A 22998-nucleotide genomic window follows, 5' to 3' on the forward strand; every position below is an offset into this window, starting at 1 on the left:
CCTTGCCTTCATGGTCAGCCCTTGACCGCCCCGGAGGTGAGTCCGGCCACGATCCGCCGCTGGAAGAGCAGGACGAAGACGATGATCGGGACGGTGATCACCACGGCCGCGGCGGCGATGGACCCGGTGGGCTGCTGGAACTGCGAGCTGCCGGTGAAGAACGCGATGGCGGCGGGCACGGTGCGCGCGGACTCGGTGGAGGTCAGCGAGATCGCGAACAGGAAGTCGTTCCAGCAGAAGATGAACACGAGGATGGCCGTGGTGAACACGCCGGGCGCGGCCAGCGGCACGATGACCAGCCGGAAGGCCTGCGCGGCGGTGGCCCCGTCCACCTTGGCGGCCTTCTCCAGGTCCCAGGGGATCTCCCGGAAGAACGCCGACAGCGTGTAGATGGCCAGCGGCAGCGAGAAGGTCATGTACGGGATGATCAGCCCGGGCCAGGTGTCGAAGATCCCGATGATCCGCTCGATGTTGAACAGCGGGGACACCAGGGAGATCGGCGGGAACATGGCGATCAGCAGGGACATGCCGATGAGGACCTGCTTGCCGGGGAACCGCAGCCGGGCCACCGCGTAGGCGGCCATGGTGCCGAGGATCACCGCGATCGCCGTGGCGATGAGGGCGATGCCGATCGAGTTGATCAGCGCCCGGGTGAACTCGGAGGTGGCGAAGATGCCGCGGTAGTTCTCGAAGGTCCAGTCCGTGGGGATGTAGTCGCCGTCGGTGAGGGTGCCCGGGTCCTTGAAGGACAGGGCGACGATCCACCACACCGGGAACAGGGCGTAGAGCACCACCACCACGTTGACGACGGCCCATCGGCCCGCGTGGGTCCTGCCCGCGGCGGCCATCAGCGCTTCACCTCCGCGCCCGGTGCCGCCGCGCCGAACAGCTTGACGAAGGTGAAGGCGATGATCCCGACACAGATGAAGATCAGGACCGAGATCGCCGACCCAATGCCCAGGTTCAGCGCGGTGAACAGGTTGTCGTAGCCGAGGATGGACAGGGAGCCGGTGCCGTGGGCGCCCGCGGTCAGGACGTAGATGTTGTCGAAGATCCGGAAGGCGTCCAGGGTGCGGAAGAGCAGGGCGACCAGGATGGCGGGCTTCATCAGCGGCAGCATGACCTTGGTGAACCGCTGCCATGGGGTGGCGCCGTCGACCATGGCCGCTTTCAGGGTCTCCTCGGGGACCAGGGCGAGGCCCGCCAGGAGGAGCAGCGCCATGAACGGGGTGGTCTTCCACACCTCGGCGAGGATGATCAGCCACAGCGCCGGCCACTGCTCGGTGAGCGGGGCGTCGCCCTCGGGCAGCAGCGAGGCGAGGTAGCCGAGTTCGGGGGTCCAGGCGTACTGCCAGGAGAAGGCGGCGACGACGGTGACGATGCCGTACGGGATGAGGACGGCGGTGCGGACCGTGCCGCGCGCGAAGAGGGTGCGGTGCATGACCAGGGCGAGGCTCATGCCGAGGACGAGTTCGATGGCCACGGACACGACGGTGAGGAACAGCGTCACCCAGAAGGCGTCCCACCAGAACGGGGAGGTCAGCACCGCCCCGTAGTTGCTCAGTCCGGCGAACTCGGCCTGTGCCGGAAAGCGCAGGTCGTAGCGCTGGAGGGACAGGTAGACCGCGTAGCCGATGGGATAGGCGGTCACGGCGATCATGACGATGACGGCCGGGGCGCACAGCAGCCAGCCGAGCCGGCGCTCCTGCCGGGCGCCGGCGGAGAGCGCCTTGCCGCCGGTGTCCTTCGCCTTGGTCTTCGCCGGCTCTGCCATGGTGCTCACGGGATCACACCCTCGGATCGCAGGGCCTGGTCGATCTGTTCCCGGATGGTGTCGACCGCGCTCTCGGGCCGGATGTCCGACGGCGGGGACAGGGTGTGGGAGACGGCGATCGACACGTTCTGGTAGGCGGGGGTGAGCGGCCGTACGCTCGCCCGCTCCAGGGAGGACAGGACCTCCTCGGAGAAGGGGTACTGCTTCTTGAACGACGGGTCGTCGTAGAGGGCGCGCAGGGTGGGGGGCAGTCCGCCGTCGAGGGCGGCGGTGAGCTGGTTCTCCCGGTTGCGCAGGCACAGCGCCGCCTCGAAGGCCAGGTCGGGGTGGCGGGAGTAGGCGCTGACGGCGAGGTCGATGCCGCCGACGGTGGGGCGGGACTCGCGGTCGGCGTCGACGCGGGGGTAGGCGGCCCAGCGGAAGTGCTCGAACAGCTCCGGGTTGTTGCTTCTCATCGACGGATAGACGAACGGGTAGTTGATCTCGAAGGCCGCCACGCCGGACTCCATGGCGAGGCGGTTCTGGTCCTCCATCTGGTTGGGCAGGGAGGGGTCGGCGGCCGGTGAGTTCGCCAGGTCGCGCATGATCGAGGCGGCCCGTACGGCGGGCGGGCCGAGGGAGGGCTCGGTGGCGCTCGGGTTGAGGATGGTGCCGCCCGCGCTGTTGATCAGGGAGTTGAACCAGACGGTCAGGCCCTCGTACTGGGCGCCCTGGATCTCCACGTAGTGCGGTTTGCCCTGCCGGGCGAGCTCGCGGGACATGTCCAGCATCTCGGACCAGGTGGCGGGCGGGTCGGGCACCAGGTCGCTGCGGTACCACAGGAGCTGGATGTTGGTGTTGTACGGGACCGCGTACAGCTTGTCCTTCCAGGTGGCCGTCTGGAGCGGGACGCGGAGCGTGCCCTCGGTGGCCTGCCGCTTCATCTCCCCGGTCCACTCCCGGATCCAGCGGGCCTCGGCGAACTCGGCGGCCCAGGTGACGTCGAGGCCGAGGATGTCGAGGGAGTCGTCCTCGGCGGCGAGCCGGCGCACCAGCTGCTCACGCTGGCCGTCGGCGTCGCGGGGCAGCTTGTTGTAGACGATGCGGTAGCGGCCGCCGGAGGCCCGGCTGCACCGGTCGGCGGCCTGCTGGAGGGCGCCGGAGTCGTCGGGGAAGTTGTACCAGTTCAGGGTGGGGCGGGAGGTGCTGTCCGCGTCACCTCCGCAGGCGGCGAGCGCCGACGCCAGCAGGGTCAGCGCGACCAGCGCACGCGTCCGTCGCGGCCTGCCGGTACGTCCGCGCCTCACGTGCACGCGTTCCACACCTCGCTCCCGGGATTGCCGCGCGGGGGTCGGATCCCGCGGCGGTGGCTACCCGGCGAACGCTAAGCAGCACCCAGGGCGATATCAAGGACATCCGCGGACGATTCGCCCAGGGAGGGGCGTGGGCGGGGCGTCGCCGAGGGGGACGGGCCGGGGCGGCTGTTCAGCCGGCGGCACCGCCGGGAGTCACCAGTCCGGTCTCGTAGGCCACCACGACGGCCTGGGCACGGCTGTCGAGGTCGAGCTTGGTCATGGTGCGGTTGAGATGCGTCTTGACCGTCGCCTCGCTGATGAAGAGCTGCTCGGCGATCTCGGTGTTGGACAGGCCCCGCGCGGTGAGCAGCAGCACCTCGCGCTCCCGGGCCGTGAGCGCCTCCAGCGACGCCGGGGAGTCCGGCACGGGCTCGGAGCGCTGGACGTACGCCTCGATGAGCCGGCGGGTGACGCTCGGCGCGAACAGCATGTCGCCGCGGGCGACCGCGCCGATCGCCTCCAGCAGACGCTCGGGGCCCGTGTCCTTGAGGAGGAATCCCGAGGCCCCCGCGCGCAGGGCGGCGTACACGTATTCGTCGAGGTCGAAGGTGGTGAGCACCAGGACGCGCGGCAGCGCGGGCCGGCCGTCCGGCGCCCCGGGCTCCGGCGGAGCGGCGGCGGCCTCGGCGAGAATGCGTTCGGTCGCGGTGATGCCGTCCATGCCGGGCATGCGGATGTCCATCAGGACCACGTCGGGCCGGGTGCGGGCAGCGCAGGCGACGGCGTCCGCACCGCCCGTCGCCTCTCCGACGACCTCCACCCCGGACGCGGCCCGCAGCAGCGCCACGAGGCCCGCGCGGATCAGGTCCTGGTCGTCGACCACGAGCACCCTGATCATCCTCGTAATCGATTCCCTCATTCCCCGGCGGTCCGTGCCGCGGTGGGAAGCGTGAGGCACACCCTGAAGCCACCGTCGGCGCGCGGACCGACGTCCACCGTGCCGCCGTAGAGCCTGGCGCGTTCCCGCATGCCGATCAAGCCGTGCCCCGCCGACGGCGGGACGTTGGCCGGAAGCGATCGCTCGGGCCGTCCGTCGTCGGTGACCGTGACGGTCAGCTCCTCGGCACCGTAGGCGACGACGACGACCGCTTCGGCGGGGCGGGCGTGTTTGATCACGTTGGTGAGGGCCTCCTGCACCACGCGGTACGCGCACAGTTCGACGCCGGACGCCAGTGACCGGGGGTTTCCCTCCGTCCGCAGGTGCACCGGGACGCCGGCGGCCCGGACCCGTTCGACCATCTCACCGAGCCGGGACAGCCCGGGCATCGGCGTGTACGGCGCCCCCTCCGCGTCCTCCGGCCGCGCGCCGTCCTCGGGGCCGGTGCGCAGCAGGGTCAGCATGCGGCGCAGTTCGCCCAGCCCTTCTTGGCTGGTTTCGTTGATCGTGCGCAGCGCCGCGCGGGCGGTTTCCGGTTCGGAGTCGAAGACGTAGCTCGCCAGCCCGCCCTGCACGTTGATGACCGACATGTGGTGGGCGACCACGTCGTGCAGCTCGCGCGCGATCCGCCGCTGCTCCTCGGCGACGGCACGGCGCATCCGGTCCTGCTGCTCGCGCCGCAGCTGCTCGGCCAGTTCGGCGAGCCGGTCGGCGCGGCGGGCGGAGACCTGTGCGGCGATGCCCACCCGGCAGCCGACGGCGGGGAAGACGGCCGCCTGGGCGAGCACGGCGGGCGTGGCCTGTCCGGCCCGCCAGCCGGCGTACACCCATACGACGCCCACCAGGACCGTGCAGGCGATCGCCGGACACCGGCGGCGCAGCGAGGCGACCGTGTACAGGGCGAAGAACGGGCCCATCGAGTTCACGACGGGCCAGTAGTCGAGGGTGATGAACAAGGCCCAGGCCGAGCAGCTCACCGCGAAGACGGTGAGCGGGGCGCGTCTGCGCAGCGCCAGGGGTGCGTTGACCAGGCAGGTGAGGGCGATGCCGAGGCCGTCCTGGGCCTGCCAGCCCGCCCCGGGCTCGGGTTCGCGGCCGAGCAGGACGGCAACCACGGTGAAGGCCGCCGCGATGGCGGTGTCCAGCCAGAGGTCCCGGCCTTCGATCAGTTGTTTGATCCAGCGCACGGGCGCAGCGTACGGCCACGGCGGCGTGCGGTCCGCCGGTTCCGCGCAGAGCGGGGCGAGCCGCCACCTCCCCCTCTCATGCCCGTTCTGGGTCATGGGTGACTCCGTGCTCGCCCCCCCTGCGGCCCCCGTCTGCGGGTGCGTCCCCGCTCCCCCACTGAAGGTAGGCCCATGGAGCTCGGGGATCGTCAGACCCACGGATGACGATCGGGGTAAACCCTGGCGGTATTGCGTCGGGCGGAGTTGCTCCTCTCGATCCGAGATTGACAGCGGGCGCTTGCCCGTATGGGCAGTGCGTAGGGCATGACGGCCACCCGACGCCTCCCTTGCCGGCACACGAAAATGCGCACGAAAAGGCCTTCCACGAAGACCTCAGGCTGCAGTAGAGGCGCGGCCCACGTGCGCGGGGCGGGCCGGCACTCGATCGTGTTCACCTTGACGCTTTAACAGCGTTAACGCCATACTCGAACCACACTCACCGAATGAAGCAAAGGGAGCACTGGCGCAACTTACGCCCTCATGACAACGGACGTAATGGCCGTCTCCAGGCACGGGCTTCCAGTCGGATCGTGAACGCGGTACACGATTGGCTTATCAAGCGAGGTGGATATGCAATTTTCTCTACTTGGACCTCTTGAGGTGATTTCGTATCGCAATGAGTATGTCCCGCTGGGGGGACCCAGGCAGCGAGCGATGCTGGCGATGCTGTTATTACATCCCAACAGGATCGTATCGCTGCAGAGGTTCAACTCCGCGTTCTGGGGTGAAGACCCTCCTGTGAGCAGCCGCAAAATCCTGCAGAACGCCGCTGCGGGCTTGCGCGCTACCCTCCGGAAAGGCTTCGGAAGTGACGGTCCCGTCGCCTTGGTGACCCAGGACCCCGGGTACCTGCTGCAGGTCGATCCCCGCAGTATCGATGCATGCCGGTTCCAGCACATCGCCCAACGTGGCCGGGCCTCGATGTCGGCCGGGCGCTGGGATGCCGCCCGCCTCGAACTGGGCAGTGCGTTGTCGATGTGGAGAGGCCCGATGCTCGCAGGAGTCGGTGCCGATTGTTCAGCCTGGCCCGAGGTGATAGCGGCGGAGAACGCGCAGCTCGACACCCTCGAAGACTACTTCCACGCGGAGCTCTCCTGCGGCCGCCATCGAGAGGTACTGTCTTCTCTGGAAACCGCTGTCGAGCTGAATGCGTCCCGCGAGCACCTCGTGGCCCAGCTCATGGTGGCCCTCTACCGAGCCGGCCGGCAGATAGACGCTCTCGCGGTTTATCGCCGCACCTGCACGCTTCTGCGAGACCAGTACGGCGTGGAACCGGGTCGCGGTCTTCGTCGGCTGGAATCCGCGATCCTCAATCACGAGGCGTATCTGGACAGGCTGCTCGGTCCGTATCCGGACGTTTTCGCCGGACGGGGAACCTGATCCGGCAGCGGTCCGCCTTCCCCGCCGGCGTGAGGAAGGCACACAACGTGCGGGCCTGCGGGGGACGGCGCGTCGGGGCCCGGCCGACCGGCACGGTCACATGTCCTGAACGGCCAAGGTCCCGACCGCGGTGCGCAGGCTGCCCGAGGCGATCATCCGGGCCACCTCCTCGATGTCGGAGTCCATCGGGCGGTCCCGGTCGAGGAACGGACACACCTGGCGTATGCGGTCGTACGCCTTCCGGGTGGGCGGGCTCAGCACATCCGGACCGCGCAGGTCCGCGGCCTGGCAGAGGGCGATGAGGTGAATGGCGGCGACGCGCTGCACCAGGTCGACGACGCTGCGTGCGTCGCGGGCCGCGATCGTTCCCATGCTCACCTTGTCCTGGTTGTGCGCCTCGGTGGAGCGCGAGAAGGACGCGGCCGGCATGGTCCATTTGAGGGCTTCGGCGGTGAGCGAGGACGCGGCGATCTGCGTGCCCTTGAAGCCGTGGAACAGGCCCGCTTCGAAGTCGTCCGGCCCGATCCACGGGATGAGGTTGGGCGTGAGGCCATGGTTGAACTTCTCGTCGACGATCAGTTCGAGCTGCCGGTCGAGCAGGTCGCCGATGCCGGCCACGGCGGTCTTCAGGGCGTCCATCGCCTGGGCGACGTGGCCGCCGTAGAAGTTGCCCCCGTTGCGGACCATGCCGGTCTGAACGTCGAACAGCGGGTTGTCGTTGGCCGAGTTCACTTCGACGGTCAACCAGCGGTCGGCCCAGTCGGCGGTGTCCAGCAGCACACCTGTGACGTGTGGGGCGCAGCGGACCGAGTAGTGGTCCTGGATGCCGCGTGTCAGCTCGGCGAAGTCGGCGTCGGGCCGGACGGTGTCGCGGTCCACGGCGGCGCCACCGGTCAGCAGTGCGCGCAGGGTGGCGGCACTGGACACCGTGCCCGGGTGCGGCTTGGCGTCGAAGAGGAACTGGGTGAAGTGCGCCGGGTCGCCAAGCAGTACTTGGCTGGTCATGGCGGTGGCGAGGTTGGCGGCGAAGGCCAGCTCACGTGCGTCGTGCACGGCGAGCACTCCGAACCCGGCCATGAACGAGGTGCCGTTGACCAGGGCCAGCCCTTCTTTGGCCTGCAAGGTCAGCGGACTCAGGGCGCAGTCGTGGAGGGCGTCGGCGGCCGGTTTCGGCCGACCGCCGTGCAGGACCGTTCCGCGGCCGATGAGCGCGGCCGCCAGATAGCTCAGCGGGACCAGGTCGCCGCTGGCGCCGACGGAGCCGCGCTCAGGTATCTGCGGCAGGATGTCCGCGTTGATCATGTCGACCAGGGCGCCGACCAGCTCGGGGCGTACGCCGGAATGGCCGCGGGCAAGGCAGTTCGCGCGGATCAGCATGGTCGCCCGCACCACGTCGGGCGCGGCGATCGGGCCGGTGCCGGCGTTGAGGAACCGGATGAGGTTGTCCTGCAACTGGTCCGTCTTGCGCTTGGAGATCTGCCGGGCGCTGCTGTCGCCGAACCCGGACGTGACGCCGTAAATGGGACGGCCGGTGTCAATGAGGTGATGCTTCATCCCGTTCGACGCGTCAACGCGCTTGGCGGCGCTGTCGGCCAGGCGAACGGTGGAGGTTCCGGGCTGCCGAGCCAGCGCGACGATGTCCGCGGTCGACAACTCGTGACCGTCGAGCTCGACTTCGGACAGGCGGGGCTCACTGGGGGTGGGTGTGCTCATGTCGGTCCTCTCTCCGCGCGGACCACGGCCCACGCATGTGAAGAAGTCGCCGTAGCGGGCTGCGTTCTTACGCGCGCCTTCATTACGCGATGCCGGGATCACGTAACTCCCGAAAAGCTGCACGCCGATTATGCGGGACGCCCATAACTGCTGGTTCCTCATTTCGGGAACGAGGGGCGCGGAAGCGGTCGAGGAACGAACAGTTACCGGTTTGTGGAGGCGGCGGTGTTAGCTTCCAAAGGCAAGGTCAGCCCCTTCTTCGAGGCGGCCTGGAAGCCTTATCGCGAGTCCGCGGTTTCCTGGAATCGCATAACTCGGCGGCAACGCCGGCGCCGCGGGAACCTGGGCTGAGGATGAATGGGGAATAGGGTGCTGGATCCCAGTTCGGTCCGACCGCTTGAGGATGTGCTTGAGCAGCGCGCGGCGGAGTTCGGCGCCAAAGCGGCCTTCGCGGACGCCCTGCGCAGTGTCAGCTACGCGGAGTTGGCACTGCGTACCCGGAGAATTGCCGGACACCTGCACGCGATGGGTGTCCGCCCCGGGGACCGGGTCGCGATCTGCGTGGGCAACAGAGTCGAGGCGGTCGAGACGGCCTTTGCCGCGGTACGGGCCGCGGCGGTCTGTGTCCCGCTCGACCCGAATGCTTCGGCTGCCGAACTCGCCTTCCGGTTCGATGACAGCGGTGCCAAGGTGGTGTTCGTCGACAGCGCTCGCCGGGAATCGGTGACGCGGCTGGCGGCCGAACGGCCGCACCTGCGCGTCGTACTCGTCGAGGGCGAGTCCGGGGACCTGCCCACGCTCGACGCTCTCACCGCCACGGAGCCGGAGCCGTCCGCCTTCGGGCCGGCGGAACTCGACGCCCCCGCATGGCTGTTGTACACCTCCGGTACCACCAGCCGCTCGAAGGGCGCCCTCGCGACAGCGCGGGCTCACCTCTGGGTGGCGGGCGCCGGCGTTCAGGTGCTCGGGCTGGGTCACGCCGACGTGCTGGTCTGCTCGGCTCCGGTGTTCCACATCTTCGCGCACGTGTGTTCCAGCATCGCCGGACCGTTGGCCGGAGCGACGGTGCACCTGACCGACGGGCTCGACGCCTCGCGTGTGCTGGCCCTGGCCGCGGCGGTCGACGCCACCTGTGTGCTCGGGGTACCCGCCTTCTACCATCGTCTGGTCGACGCGGCCGCGTCCCCGGCCGCTCCGTCCCTCGGCCGTCTGAGGTTCTGTCTTTCGGCCGGCGCAAAGGCCTCGGCACAGTTGCTCGCCGCGTTCGGCGAGACATTCGGGGTCCCGCTGCTCGACCAATACGGCAGCACGGAGGCCTCGGGGTACATCTTCACCTGCCGGCCCACGCAGAGGCCGGGCGACGTCTCGCGACAGATGGCGATCCCGGGTGCCGAGATCCGCATCGTCGACACCACCTCCCGACAGGACGTACCGGCCGGGGACGAGGGCGAGATCTGGGTACGCAGCCCGGGCAACATGATCGGCTACTACGGTCGGCCCGACGAAACCGCGAAGGTCCTCACCGACGGCTACTTCCGTACCGGCGACCTCGGCCGGAGCACGGCGGCGAACCGCTACACGATCACGGGACGGCTGAAGGAGACGATCATCCGCGGCGGTGACAACGTGCACCCCGCGGAGATCGAAGACGTCGTTCGCCGAGCCGCGGGTGTCCGCGACGTCGCGGTCGCCGGCCGTCCTCACCCGGTGCTCGGTGAGGTGCCGATCGCGTTCGTCGTGCCCTCGGAGACCGGTTTCCGGCCCGGGGACGTCTTCGAGGTGTGTCGTGAGCGGCTTCCACACTTCAAAGTGCCGGAGGAGTTGTACGAGGTCGCCGACCTGCCCCGCAACGCGGGAGGCAAGTTGCTGCGCAGGGAACTGCCCTCCACACCGGCGAGGCTTCGCGGGCTCGGGCAGACCTGGACGGACGGGCTGTCCCGGCAGGAGTGGCGCGTCGCGGAGGGAAGGCAACGGGAGGGCGACGTCGACGAGTGGACGATCCTCCCCTGCCCCGAGGGAGCCCCGGCCGACGTCGTGCGGGAACTGAGCGGGCTGCTCGCCGACGCGGCCGATCCCGTCCTGGTCGTGACCCGGGGAGCCGACACCGACCTGGGGCAGGCCGCGGGCTGGGGTCTCGCGGAGGCCCAACAGGCCGACCGTGAACTGGTCCTGGCCGACGCGGGAGAGAACGACGAGATCGCGTCCGTGGCGCGCGAGGCGATCGCCCTGCGGGCGCCCCAGGCCGCCGTCCGGGACGACGTGTTGCTACCGCGCGTGGGGGCGGCACCCACCCGCGCCGGCGCGGCCTCCCCCGCCATGGACGGGACGGTGCTGGTCACCGGAGCAGAGACCGGACATGCGGCGGAGCTGGCCCTGCACCTGTGCACCGCGTACGGGGTGCGCGCTTTCCTGCTGGTCAGCCCCTCCGGCGCGCCGGACCTCGCGCACCGGCTCACGCGGCACGGCGCGGAGGTCGCGCAGCTGACCGGCCGTCTCACCGGCGCGGACGCGCTGACCCGGCCGCTCGAACAGCTCAGTCTTCCGCTGACCACCGTGCTGCACTGCGTCACCGAAGAGACGGACGAGGAACTGGCTGTCGCGGCCGCGACGGTGCTGGACGGGATCAGCACGACGTTCGCCCTCGACGCGGTCGTGCTGTCCACCTCCGTCACCTGCGGGCCGGTCTCCCATCTGCTGCGCACGCTGGCGCGGCGGCACACCGGAGCGGGCCGCCGCGTGCGGGCCCTGATGTGGGATCTTCCCGAGGACGCACCCGGCCGCGAGCGGCGCAGGCTGTTCGACGCGGCGCTGCTGACCGAGGAGCCGGTGGTGCTGCTCGGTGACTGGCCACGGGACGAGGCCGACGCCGCCGGAGGGGAACCCGCGGGCATGGCCCGCCCGCCGGCCGGAGGCGAGCAGGCACTCGGCCGGCAGGTCCGGGCAGCGGTGCATGCCGTGCTCGGCACCGAGGTCACCGACGACCGCAGCAACTTGCCCCTGGCCGGACTGACCTCCCTGTCCGCCGTTGCCCTGAGCAAGGAACTCGCCGCCGTGACCGGGCTGGACCTGCCGTCGACGCTCGCCTTCGACTACCCGAGCCCCGCGCAGCTGACCACGTACCTGGCCGAGCGGCTCACCGGGGCGAGGCGCGACCAGGCGGCCGAGCCGTCCCGGCACCCGGGCGGGCCGGACGAGCCCATCGCCATCGTCGCCATGTCCTGTCGGCTGCCCGGCGGGGTGCGGTCCCCCGAACAGTTGTGGGACTTGCTGACGTCCGGCGCCACCGCGACCGGTCCGTTCCCCACCGACCGAGGCTGGAACCTGGAGGATCTGTTCGATCCGGATCCGGACCACTCCGGCACCACGTACGTCCGTACCGGCGGATTCCTGGACGACGCCGCGGAGTTCGATGCGGCATTCTTCGGAATCCCGCCGCGGGAGGCCGCATACATGGATCCCCAGCAGCGACTGGTGCTGGAATCCACCTGGGACCTCTTGGAACGGGCCGGGCTACGCGCCGGTGACCTGCGGGGCAGCCGGACCGGCGTCTTCCTCGGAACCATGTATCACGACTACGTCTCACGGTTCGGGGCGCAGACACCGCGGCTGGACCGGTTCGCGACCGCGGCGGGGACCGGTGGCGTCGTGTCGGGCCGCGTCGCCCATACGTTCGGCTTCGAAGGCCCCGCGGTCTCTGTGGACACCGCTTGCTCGTCGTCCCTGGTCTCGCTCCACCTCGCCGTGCAGGCGCTGCGGACCGGGGAGTGCTCGCTCGCGGTGGCGGGCGGCGTGACCGTCATGTCGACGCCGGACGCGTTCATCCAGTTCAGCCGGCAGCGGGGCCTTGCCCCCGATGGAGTGTGCAAGCCCTTCTCCGCGTCCGCCGACGGGACCGCGTGGGCCGAGGGAGTGGCGCTCCTGCTCGTGGAACGCCTCGCCGACGCGGAACGCGCGGGCCACCCGATCCTTGCCGTCGTCCGCGGATCGGCGGTCAACCAGGACGGTGCGTCCCAGAGCATGGCCGCGCCGAACGGCACCGCGCAACAACGGCTGATCGAGTCGGCTCTCGTCCGTTCGGGCCTCACGCCCGGCGAGGTCGACGCCGTCGAAGCACACGCCAACGGTTCCCGGCTGGGTGACCCGATCGAAGCGCGCGCTCTCCAGCGGGCATACGGCCGGGACCGTGCGCGGCCCCTGCTGCTCGGAACGATGAAGTCGAACATCGGGCACGCGCAGGCCGCGTCCGGGGCAGCGGGCGTCATCAAGATGGTCATGGCCATCCGGCGTGCGACGTTGCCGAAGACCCTGCATGCCGAGGTGCCGACACACGAAGTGGACTGGTCCACCGGCGACCTCGAACTGCTCACCGAGGCGCGGGAGTGGCCCGCCACCGGACGGCTTCGACGGGCCGGCGTCTCCTCGTTCGGACTCAGCGGCACGAATGCCCACGTCATCGTCGAGGAGTATCCGGACCCACCCGTCCGGCGCCCTACGAGCGGCGCGGCCGGGCCGGTGCCCTGGGTGCTCACCGCACACACGGCGCCCGCCCTGCGGGCCCTCGCACAGTCGATGCGCGGCACCGAGGAAGACATCCAGGACGTGGCGTACACCCTGGCGAGGACCCGCACTCCGTGGGCGCACCGGGCCGTGGTGGTGGCGGACTCCCTGGACGGCCTGCGGACCGGCCTGGACCGGGTCGCCGACGGAGAACCGACGACGCCGACGACAGGGCCGGTCGCTGTGCTCTTCACCGGCCGGGGAGCGGGTCGGCGGGGCATGGAGCAGCAACTGCGGCACCGGTATCCGGTCTTCGCCGCCGCGCTCGACGAGGTACTGGCGTACGCACCCGACGGCCTGTCCACGGCGCCGGAGGACGAAGACCCCGCCGAAGGGCTCGAAAACACCGGGTACGCCCGGATGGCGGGCTTCGCCTTCGAGGTCGCCCTGTACCGCCTCTGGGAATCGTGGGGGCTGCGTCCCGGATACGTTGCCGGCCACGCGGGCGGGGAGATCACGGCCGCCCACGTCGCCGGGGTGCTGTCATTGGAGGACGCGGTCGCTGTGATCACGGCGCGGGCACGTCTGACGCAGACGTCGCCGTCCGGCGGCAGCCCGGCCGAGGACTTCGCCACGGCGATCGCGGACGTGCGCTTCGGGGAGCCGTCCATCCCCCTCGTGTCCATGGCCACCGGCCGGACGGCCGATCCGGGTGAGATGACCGCGCGGCACTGGACCGAGCATGCGCAGGCCCCCGTACGGTTCGCCGAAACCGTGCGGTGGCTTGCCGACCATGGTGTGGGCGGCTTCCTGGAACTCGGCGCGGACGAGGTGCTGACCGGCATGGTGCGCCGGGCCCTCGGTGCCGGTGCCCGGGCGGTGGCCGCCGTCGGCCGTGACCGCGACGGGACCGCCACTCTGCTGCCGGCCCTGGGTGAGGTCTTCGTCTGGGGCGCCGATCTGGACTGGCCGGCGATCGTCGGCGGCGGTCGTCCGGTGCCCCTGCCGGCCTACCCCTTCCAGCGCGAGCGTTTCTGGCTGGAGCTGGAGGGCACCGCGGACGATCCGCGGAACCGTGCGAGCGCCGCCATCGGCTCGTCGGCGTCGCACCACGGCGGTGACGCCCCGCCGGAGAGCACCACCGACCACAGCCTGCTCAGGTGGGAGTGGATGCCGCGGTCCGTCGTGGCCGGCCGGTCCGGCTTCGACGTCCACGCCGTCCGGCTGTCCGACGCGAGCACACCCGCCGACATGCGTGCGGCACTGCGGAACGCTGTCGGCACCGTGCAGCAGCGGCTCGCGTCGGATGCGTCGCGACCGCTGGTGGTCGAGGTTCCGTACGACCGGCCCGCCGGGGCTGCCGTCTGGGGGGCGCTGCGCGTGGCGCAGTCGGAGCACCCGGGCGCCGTCGTGCTCGTCGACACGGACCACGACGAACGCTCCCGGGCCGCCCTTCCCTCCGTCGTCGCCTCCGGCCTGACCCAAGCCCGCCTCAGGACGGGCGAGGTCGCGGTGCCCAGGCTGGTACCCGCCGGGCCTGCCGTGCGGGTGCCCTCACCCTCCGGGCACTGGCGGCTGGACACCGACGCACCGGGCACGCTGGAGAACGTGCGGGTGACGGTGTCCCCCGACGCCGGGCGCCCCCTGGCCGCGGGCGAGGTCCGCGTCGCCGTTCGTGCCGCCGGTCTGAACTTCCGCGACGCCCTGCTCGCCCTCGGCCGCTACCCGGGGCGGGACGCCGACATCGGGGCCGAGGGAGCCGGTGTCGTCATCGACGTCGGCCCCGGCGTCGACGGGCCGGAAGTCGGCGATCGGGTGGCAGGGCTGTTTCCCCATGCCGTCGCGGACGTCGCCGTCGCGGATCACCGGCACCTCGTCCGGATGCCCGACTCCTGGTCGTTCGCACGGGCCGCGGCCTTCCCCGTCGTCTTCCTGACGGCCGTCCACGCGCTGCGGCACCTGGCGGGGCTGCGGGCCGGGGACACGGTGCTGATCCACGCGGCAGCCGGTGGGGTGGGGCTGGCCGCGGTACAGGTGGCCCGGGCCGCGGGGGCGGAGATCTTCGCCACCTGCAGCCCCGGCAAACGGCATCTGCTCCGGGAGTCCGGCATCGCCGAGGACCACATCGCGTCCTCGCGCGACGCCGGATTCGCGGAAATGGTGCGGGCGGCGACCGAGGGCCGGGGCGTCGACGTGATTCTGAACTCGCTCGCCGGCGAGTTCGCGGCCACGTCCGCGAAGCTGCTCGTCCCCGGTGGGCGGTTCGTGGAGATCGGGGCCGCCGACCTGCGTGACGACAGCTGGCCGGCCGGTATCCGCCACCACCACTTCACCCTGACGGACGTCGACCCGCACCGCATCGCGACCATGCTGGCCGAGGTCGTCCAAGAGCTGGAACGCGGAACACTCCGGCACGTACCCGTCCGGCGGTGGGAACTCGGTGAGGCGCGCACGGCCTTGCGCTCCTTGTCGCGTGGCCGGACGTCGGGGAAGAACGTCATCGCCATGCCCCGGGCACTCGACCGCCCGGTACTCGTCACCGGCGGCACGGGGCGACTCGGCTCCCTGTTCGCCCGGCATCTGGTCGCCGACCGTGGCGCCCGGGACATCGTTCTGGCCGGTCGACGAGGCCCGGACGCCGAGCACACCGATGCGCTGCGCGCAGAACTGGAAGGGCTCGGCGCACGGGTCCGCATCGTGGCCTGCGACGTGGGCGACCGGCAGGCGCTCGCCGCTCTCCTGGAGGACACCGGCCCGCTGTCCGGGGTCGTCCATGCCGCCGCGGTGGCGTCGGAGTCGCCGTTCACCGAGGTGGACGGCGAGCGGGAGGAATCAGTCCCGCTCCCCGGGACGGACGCCGCCTGGTGGCTGCACGAGCTGACCCGGGAACACGATCTGGCGTTGTTCGTCCTCTTCACTTCGGTCGCGTCCGCGATCGGCAGCCCCGGCCGGGCCGTTCACGCCGCGGCCGACGGCTATCTGGAAGCCCTCGCCGTACTCCGGCGGGATCTCGGGTTGCCGGGCACAACGATTGCCCAGGGAAGCCGGCACCCGACCGACGACGAGGCACTCCGGCTGTTCGATGCCGCGTTGCGCACCGGACTTCCCCATCTCGCCGCGGTCGGGCCGGCGGACACGCCATCGGCATCCGATGGGCCGGAGCCCGAGGTACTGGAGGTCGCGCTCCGTGGTGACGACAGCCGCCAGACGGTCTTCTCCAGTGGCCCGCTGCGCCGGCCACGGCTGGTGCAACTGGTGCGCGAACACGTGGCGGTCGTCCTCGGGCACTCGTCCGCGCACTCCGTGGACCCGCACTCCCCCTTCCGAGAACTCGGCCTGGACTCACTCGGTGCTGTCGAACTGCGCAACCGCCTGAGCGCGGTCACCGGGCTCGGACTGCCGGCGACGCTGGCCTTCGATCGTCCGACCGCCGACGCGGTCGCGGACCTGCTCGATTCCGTCCTCCCCGGCTCCGCCGGACGCGGCGGTGAGGCACCGGCCAAGGCCGAACTCGACGGTCTCAGAGCCGTGTTGACGGGGCTCGGCGACAACCGGTCCGCACGCGAACGGATCGCCCGCGAACTGCGCGTGCTGCTCGGCCTGTGCGGTGCCGACGACGCGCAGGGCGAGGAGGCCGACGATCTTTCATCCGCCGACGACGAGGAGCTGTTCTCCATCATCGACGGCCGGGCCGGTCGAGAAGGAGTGAGGGACGATGGCTGACGAACAACAGCTCCGGGACTACCTGCGCAGGAGCACGGCTGAGATACGGACGCTGCGCCGACGTCTCGACGCTCGGGAACAGAGCGCGGCCGAGCCGCTCGCGATCGTCGGCATGGCGTGTCGCTTCCCCGGCGGGGTGCGCTCACCGGAAGACCTGTGGCGCCTGGTCCTGAACGGGACGGACGCCACGTCCCGCTTCCCCGCCGACCGCGGGTGGGATCCCGCCGAGATGGGCGGGGCGGCCGCGGACACCGGTCGTGGCAGCCGGGTACTGCGGGGCGGATTCCTCGACGACGCCGCTCTGTTCGATCCCACGTGCTTCGGCACGGCCCCGCGTGAGGCGCTGGCGATGGACCCGCAGCAGCGCCAGTTGCTGGAGGTGACGTGGGAGGCCGTCGAGCGCGCCGGAATCGGCATCCATGCGCTCAAGGGCAGCGACACCGGGGTGTTCACCGGTGTCACCCATCACGAGTACGGCGGTTCGCTGCGCGACGCACCGGAAGCCGTCGGAGGGCATCTGCTCACCGGTACCGCGCAGAGCGTCGCGTCCGGACGCATCGCCTACCAGTTCGGCCTGACCGGTCCGGCGGTGACGGTCGACACCGCGTGCTCCTCGTCCCTGGTCTCGTTGCACCTGGCCGGGCAGGCGCTGTGGAGCGGGCAGTGCTCGCTCGCCCTCGTCGGGGCGGCCACGGTCATGTCGAGTCCCGGGGTGTTCGCGGAGTTCTCCCGGCAGGGCGGACTGGCTCCGGACGGCCGGTGCAAGCCGTTCGGCGCGGGAGCCGACGGGACCGCCTGGGCCGAGGGCGTCGCGGTCCTGGTCGTCGAGCGGCTCGCCGACGCGGTCCGCCATCGGCACCCGGTCCGGGCGCTGGTGCGGGGGACGGCGGTCAACCAGGACGGGGCGAGCAACGGGCTGACCGCTCCCCATGGGCCCGCGCAACAGGCGGTGATCCGTGCGGCGTTGACGGCTGCGCGGCTGTCGCCTGCCGATGTCGACCTCGTGGAGGCGCACGGCACCGGAACGCCGCTCGGGGATCCGATCGAGGCGCAGGCCCTGATCGATGTGTTCGGTCACGACCGCGACCCGGCCAATCCGCTTCGTCTGGGCTCGGTGAAGTCCAACCTCGGCCACACACAGCACGCAGCGGGGCTCGCCGGAGTGGTGAAGAGCGTGATGGCCCTGCGGGCGGCCACCTTGCCGCCGACCCTGCACGCCGAGACCCCCACCCCGATGGTCGACTGGGACGACAGCGGTGTGCGCCTGCTCACGGCAGCGGAGGACTGGACCGCCGCGCCCGGCCGGCCACGCCGGGTGGGTGTGTCGAGCTTCGGGATCAGCGGCACGAACGCCCATGTCGTGCTGGAGGAGCCCGGCCCGGAGCACCTGGCCGCCGAACCGGCGCCCGGTGTCCCGTTGCTGAGCGGGCCCGCCGTGCTACCGCTCTCGGCGCGCGGCGAGGCATCGTTGCGGGCCCAGGCAGGCCGGCTGGCGGACCTCGTGGACACCGGCCACGGCCCCCGGCCGGAGGACGTCGGGTGGTCGCTGGCGCGCCACCGCAGCGCCCTCAGCCATCGTCTCCTCGTCCACGGGCGCGACAGGGCCGAGGTGCTGGCCGGTCTGCGGGCGGTCGCCGCCGGCAACCGGCCGTCGGCCGCGCCGCGGGCCGCGGACCGGCCCGTCTTCGTCTTCCCGGGCCAGGGCTCGCAATGGACGGGAATGGCTCGTGGTCTGCTGAGTCACTCCCCCGTCTTCCGTGACGCCATCGCCGACGTCGATGCCGCGCTCGCCGAGTTCTCGGACTGGTCGGTGACCGCGACCCTGCAAGGAGCACCGGGTGGCGCCGACATCAACCGGGTGGACGTCGTCCAGCCGGTCCTCTTCGCCGTCATGGTCTCCCTGGCCGCGGTGTGGCGCGCGGCCGGGGTGGAACCCGTGGCCGTGCTCGGGCACTCCCAGGGCGAGATAGCCGCCGCCCATGTCGCCGGGGCGCTCTCGCTGCGCGACGCCGTACGCATCGTGGTGCTGCGCAGCCGGGCCCTGCGGGCACTGGCCGGACAGGGAGGGATGGCCAGCGTCCGGGCCACGCCCGAGAGGGTCGAGCAGCTGCTGGCCCGCTGGCCGGACCGCCTGTCGGTGGCCGCGGTGAACGCCCCGGAGGCGGTCGTCGTCTCCGGTGACAGCGCGGCCCTGGAGGAACTGCTGGAGGCGGAGCCGCAGGCCCGGCGCATCACGGTGGACTACGCGTCGCACTGCGGGCAGGTGGAGCACGTGCACGAAGAGATCCTGTCCGGTCTCTCCGGCATCGCTCCGGTGACGTCCGCCATCCCCCTGTGCTCCACCGTGGCGGCCGACTGGATCGACACCGGCACCATGGACGCCGGGTACTGGTACAGGAATCTGCGCCAACCGGTGCTGCTGGCGCCCGCGTTGCGACGACTGGCCGAGTCCGGGCACCGCACGTTCGTCGAGATGAGCCCCCATCCGACGCTGAACACGGCGATTCAGCAGGTGCTGGACGATGCCTTCGTCACCGGCTCACTCCGGCGGGACCACGACGACACGACCGAACTGATGACCTCGCTCGGCCGGTTGTTCACGGCAGGAACCGACGTGGACTGGACGGCCGTGATCGGCGGCGGCCGACGGGTGGACCTGCCGACGTACGCCTTCGACTCGCGCCGGTTCTGGCTGCGGCCCGCGGTCACCCGGCAGGAGTTGGCCACGTCCGGTGTGACGGTGCTGGCTCATCCGCTGCTGCGGACCTCGTTGGAACTGCACGGCTCCGGGGCGGTGGTACTCAGCGGACGGATGTCCGCCGCCTCAGCCGGCTGGTTGCTCGAACATCGAGTCGCCGGTTCACCGGTGCTGCCCGCGACCGCGTTCGCGGAGATCGCGGTTCTCGCCGGCGACCAGGTCGGATGCGACCGGGTGGCGGAGATGGTCCTCGAACGCCCGCTGGTCCTCGACGCCGACGAACCCGTCGCGCTGAGAGTCGAGGTCGATGCGCCGGGCGCGGAGGGGCGCCGGAACTTCGCGGTGCTCGCCCGGACCCCGTCGTCGAACCCCGCGTGGGTCCGGTATGCGAGCGGCACACTCGACCATGCGGAGGGCACCGGCCCGGCCCGCCTCACGCAGTGGCCCGGCCCGGACGCGGTCCCGCTCGAGACCGAGGGACTCTACGACGAGTTCGCCGCCGGCGGGCTCGACTACGGTGCGACCTTCCGCGCCCTGGGAACCGTGTGGCGTTCGGGCGACGACGTACTGGCGGAGGTCGGCCTGCCGGAGAGCGCCCGGCACGAGGCGGAGTCCTACACGCTGCATCCGGCCCTCTTCGACGCGGCTCTGCACGCGATCGCCCTGACCACCCGTGCCGCGGCGGGGCGCCGGTCGCTCCCCTTCTCCTGGCACGGTCTCTCCCTCCTCGCTTCCGGAGCGACGTCCTTGCGGGTGCGGATCACCCCGCTCGAGGACGAGAACCACTTCGCACTCCTCGCCACGGGTCCCGACGGCCTTCCGGTGGCCGCCGTCGACAGGGTGGTCCTGCGCCCGACGGGGGACGAGGCCGTCGCGAGCGACGAGCTGCCGGACCCCCTCCATGAAGTCTCCTGGCACGCGTGCACGTCGGCGTCCGGCGAGCGCCCGCAACCCACGACGTACGCGGTCCTCGGCGGAGAACGCGGCGACGGTCCAGGTGCGCCTCCGGCAGACGTCACCGAGTATCCCGGTGTGCCGGAGTTCTCGGCCGCCCTGGACGGTGGAGCTCAGGTCCCGGACGTGATCCTGACGTCGTGCACCACGGCGGATGAAGCCCTCACCGTGGTCCATCTGCTGCTGGAACGCGAGTCCCTCGCTCGCACCACCGCGGTCTTCCTGACCCGCGGCGCGGTGGCCGCCGCGCCCGGCGAGGCTCCGGCCGATCCCGCCGAGTCGGCGGTCTGGGGTCTGCTGCGGGTTGCGCAGAACGAACATCCGGGCCGGTTCGTGCTGCTCGATCTCGGAGGACGGCCGACGCCAGCGGATCCGGACCTGATACGAAAGTCCCTGGCGGCCGGTGAGCCGCAGCTCGCCGCGCGTGCCGGCAAGCTCTTCGTCCCCCGTCTTCGTGCCCACGCCCTCAACCCGGCACTGCAGCCGCCTCGGGCGGACGGGCCCTGGCGGCTCGCCGTACCGGTGCGGGGCAGCATGGACGGCCTGGCGCTGGTCCCCGCCCCTGAGCAGGCGCAGCCACTGGCCGCGGGCCAGGTGCGTGTGGCGGTGCGTGCAGCGGGCCTCAACTTCCGGGATGTCCTCATCGCCCTGGACATGTACCCGGAAGAGGGAGACATCGGCAGCGAGGGCGCGGGCGTCGTCGTCGGCGTTGCCGAGGACGTGCCGGACCTGCGGCCCGGCGATCGCGTGTTCGGCCTGTTCGGACAGGGCTCGACAGGCACCCACGCGACCGCCGACCGCCGGCTGATCGCGCGGATGCCGACGGGCTGGACCTTCGCGCAGGCCGCCTCGGTGCCGGTGGCGTACCTCACCGCCTACCAGGGCCTGGTGGACATGGGCGGCCTCGAAGCGGGGGACGCGGTGCTCATCCACGCCGCCACGGGCGGTGTCGGCGCCGCAGCCGTACACCTGGCCCGTCACTTCGGTGCCCAGGTCTTCGCGACAGCGCATCCCGACAAATGGCCCGCTCTGCGAGCGGCCGGTGTTCCTCCGACGCACATCGCCTCGTCGCGCGACGACGGCTTCGTCCACCGGTGGGCGGGACGGCGGATGGACGTGGTCCTGAACTCGCTGACCGGTGAGCTGGTGGACGCCTCGCTGCGGCTGCTGTCGGACGACGGTACGTTCGTCGAGATCGGCAAGACCGACGTGCGGGACGCCGACGAGGTGACCGCCCGGCTGCCGCGGGCCCGCTATGCCGTGCTCGACCTGATGCGCACCGGCCCGGATCGGGTGGCGGAGATGCTGGCCGAGCTGCGGTCGCTCTTCGAGAGCGGGGCCATCGCCCTGCCCCTGATCACGGCGTGGGACGTACGCCGCAGTGCCGAGGCCATGCGCTTCATGAGCGGCGCGCGGCACATCGGCAAGATCGTGCTGACCGTGCCCGCCCCGCTGAACCCGGACGGCACCGTCCTCGTCACCGGGGGCACCGGAACGCTCGGCGCGAAGGTGGTCCGGCACTTGTCCACCGCCCACGGGATGCGCCGATTCCTCCTGGCCGGCCGCCGTGGTGACGCGGCCGAACTGCGAGAGGAAATGGCCGCGGCGGGAGTCACGGTGACGACCGTCTCCTGCGACGTCGGCAACCGGGACGAGGTGGTCGAGCTCCTGGCGGCTGTGCCCGCCGAGCATCCGCTGACCGCGGTGATCCACGCGGCGGGCGTGCTCGACGACGGCGTGGTCACCTCGTTCACCCCCGACCGGCTCGCCGCCTTGATGCGGCCGAAGGCGGACGGCGCGCGTCATCTCCATGAACTCACCCGTGACAGCGACCTCGCTGCTTTCGTCCTGTTCTCGTCCGCGGCCGCCACTCTGGGCAACGCCGGTCAGGCGGGATACGCGGCAGCCAACGGCTACCTCGACGCTCTCGCCCAGCAGCGGCGAGCCGCGGGGCTTCCGGCCGTGTCGCCGGCCTGGGGCCTGTGGGCGGAGCGTTCCGAGATGACCGGACATCTCGACGACGCCGACCTCGCCAGGCTGGCTGCCTCCGGCGTTCGGCCGCTGCCCGACGCCGTCGCACTCGAGCAGTTCGACCGTTGTCTGCGCGCCCCGGACGCTGCGCTGGTCGTGGTGCCGGTCGATCGACGGGTCACCGAGCGGGCGGGGGACGGCAGCATCTCACCCCTGCTGAAGGGCCGCTCCTCCCGGCCGCGCCGACGGACGGTTTCCGAGGCCGGGACGACCGATCCCCTGCACGCCCGTCTCGGCGGTATGGACGACGCCACGGCCGAGGCCGAACTGGCCGAGACCGTCCGTGAGGTGGCCGCCGCCGTACTGGGGCATCCGGACCACACGGCTTTCGGCCCGCACACCTCGTTCTCGGAACTCGGGTTCGACTCCCTGCTCAGTGTCGAACTGCGCAACCGGCTGAGCACGGTCGTCGGGCTCACACTGCCCGCCACCGTCGTCTTCGACCATCCGACGCCGGTGGAGCTGGGCCGCAGGCTGTGGCAGGACCTCGCCCCCCGGATCCCGGGCCGCCCGGCGTCCCTGGCGATGACCTTGGACCGGCTGGAGAGCCTTGTCGGCGCGGGGAACCTGCACGCGGCGGAAGCGGACGACGCGGTACGTCGGCTACGGGCGATGCTCACTCGGATCGAGCCGCCCGCACGATCGGGGGAAGCGGCACAGACCACTGATCTGAGCGGCCTTTCCCCCGAGGAGATCTTCGCGATCCTCGACGACCGGTGAGCCGGGCTGCCCGCTGGGATTCAGCCCGGAGGAGCCACGCACGACGGGATATTCGCGCACCATCGAGGGAA

8 protein-coding genes and 1 pseudogene are annotated in these 22998 nt (G+C 71.3%); 3 read left to right on the forward strand and 6 right to left on the reverse strand.

Translation table 11 applies throughout. The features are described 5' to 3' along the window. Positions 1–14: 14 nt before the first annotated feature. The 5 genes from AC5L3C_RS03215 to AC5L3C_RS03235 form a co-directional block, all read right to left on the reverse strand. On the reverse strand, positions 15–848 hold the full coding sequence (locus tag AC5L3C_RS03215; protein ID WP_493646747.1) for a carbohydrate ABC transporter permease: 834 nt from the start codon (positions 846–848) through the stop codon (positions 15–17). Next, positions 848–1783: a carbohydrate ABC transporter permease gene (locus AC5L3C_RS03220; protein WP_493646749.1), complete on the reverse strand. Its 936-nt coding sequence runs from the start codon at positions 1781–1783 to the stop codon at positions 848–850. The genes AC5L3C_RS03215 and AC5L3C_RS03220 overlap by 1 nt, the downstream gene beginning before the upstream one ends. Further along, positions 1780–3060, reverse strand: coding sequence for an ABC transporter substrate-binding protein (locus AC5L3C_RS03225; protein ID WP_493646750.1), 1281 nt, complete (start codon positions 3058–3060; stop codon positions 1780–1782). Before AC5L3C_RS03225 ends, AC5L3C_RS03220 begins: the two co-directional genes overlap by 4 nt. A gap of 178 nt (positions 3061–3238) precedes the next feature. Further along, the gene (locus AC5L3C_RS03230; RefSeq protein ID WP_493646752.1) at positions 3239–3946 is read right to left on the reverse strand and encodes a response regulator; all 708 of its coding nucleotides are present in this window, start codon (positions 3944–3946) and stop codon (positions 3239–3241) included. Between the two features lie 17 nt (positions 3947–3963). Further along, positions 3964–5172: a sensor histidine kinase gene (locus AC5L3C_RS03235; protein WP_493646754.1), complete on the reverse strand. Its 1209-nt coding sequence runs from the start codon at positions 5170–5172 to the stop codon at positions 3964–3966. Between the two features lie 693 nt (positions 5173–5865). Between AC5L3C_RS03235 and AC5L3C_RS03240 the strand changes: the two genes are divergently transcribed. Beyond that, entirely contained in the window at positions 5866–6591 is a 726-nt protein-coding gene (locus AC5L3C_RS03240) for an AfsR/SARP family transcriptional regulator (protein ID WP_493646755.1), read from the forward strand. Between the two features lie 96 nt (positions 6592–6687). Here the strand turns inward: AC5L3C_RS03240 and AC5L3C_RS03245 are convergent, their stop codons facing one another. Next, on the reverse strand, positions 6688–8304 hold the full coding sequence (locus AC5L3C_RS03245; protein WP_493646757.1) for an HAL/PAL/TAL family ammonia-lyase: 1617 nt from the start codon (positions 8302–8304) through the stop codon (positions 6688–6690). A gap of 405 nt (positions 8305–8709) precedes the next feature. Here AC5L3C_RS03245 and AC5L3C_RS03250 point away from each other — a divergent pair, with 405 nt between their 5' ends. Both AC5L3C_RS03250 and AC5L3C_RS03255 read left to right on the forward strand, forming a co-directional pair. Next, a complete protein-coding gene (locus AC5L3C_RS03250) occupies positions 8710–16524 on the forward strand; it encodes a beta-ketoacyl synthase N-terminal-like domain-containing protein (RefSeq protein WP_493646758.1) in 7815 nt (2604 codons plus the stop codon). 22 nt (positions 16525–16546) lie between these two features. Beyond that, a pseudogene (locus AC5L3C_RS03255) lies at positions 16547–22927 on the forward strand (type I polyketide synthase); the annotation flags it as partial. Positions 22928–22998: the final 71 nt, after the last annotated feature.

This window comes from Streptomyces speibonae (assembly GCF_984686075.1).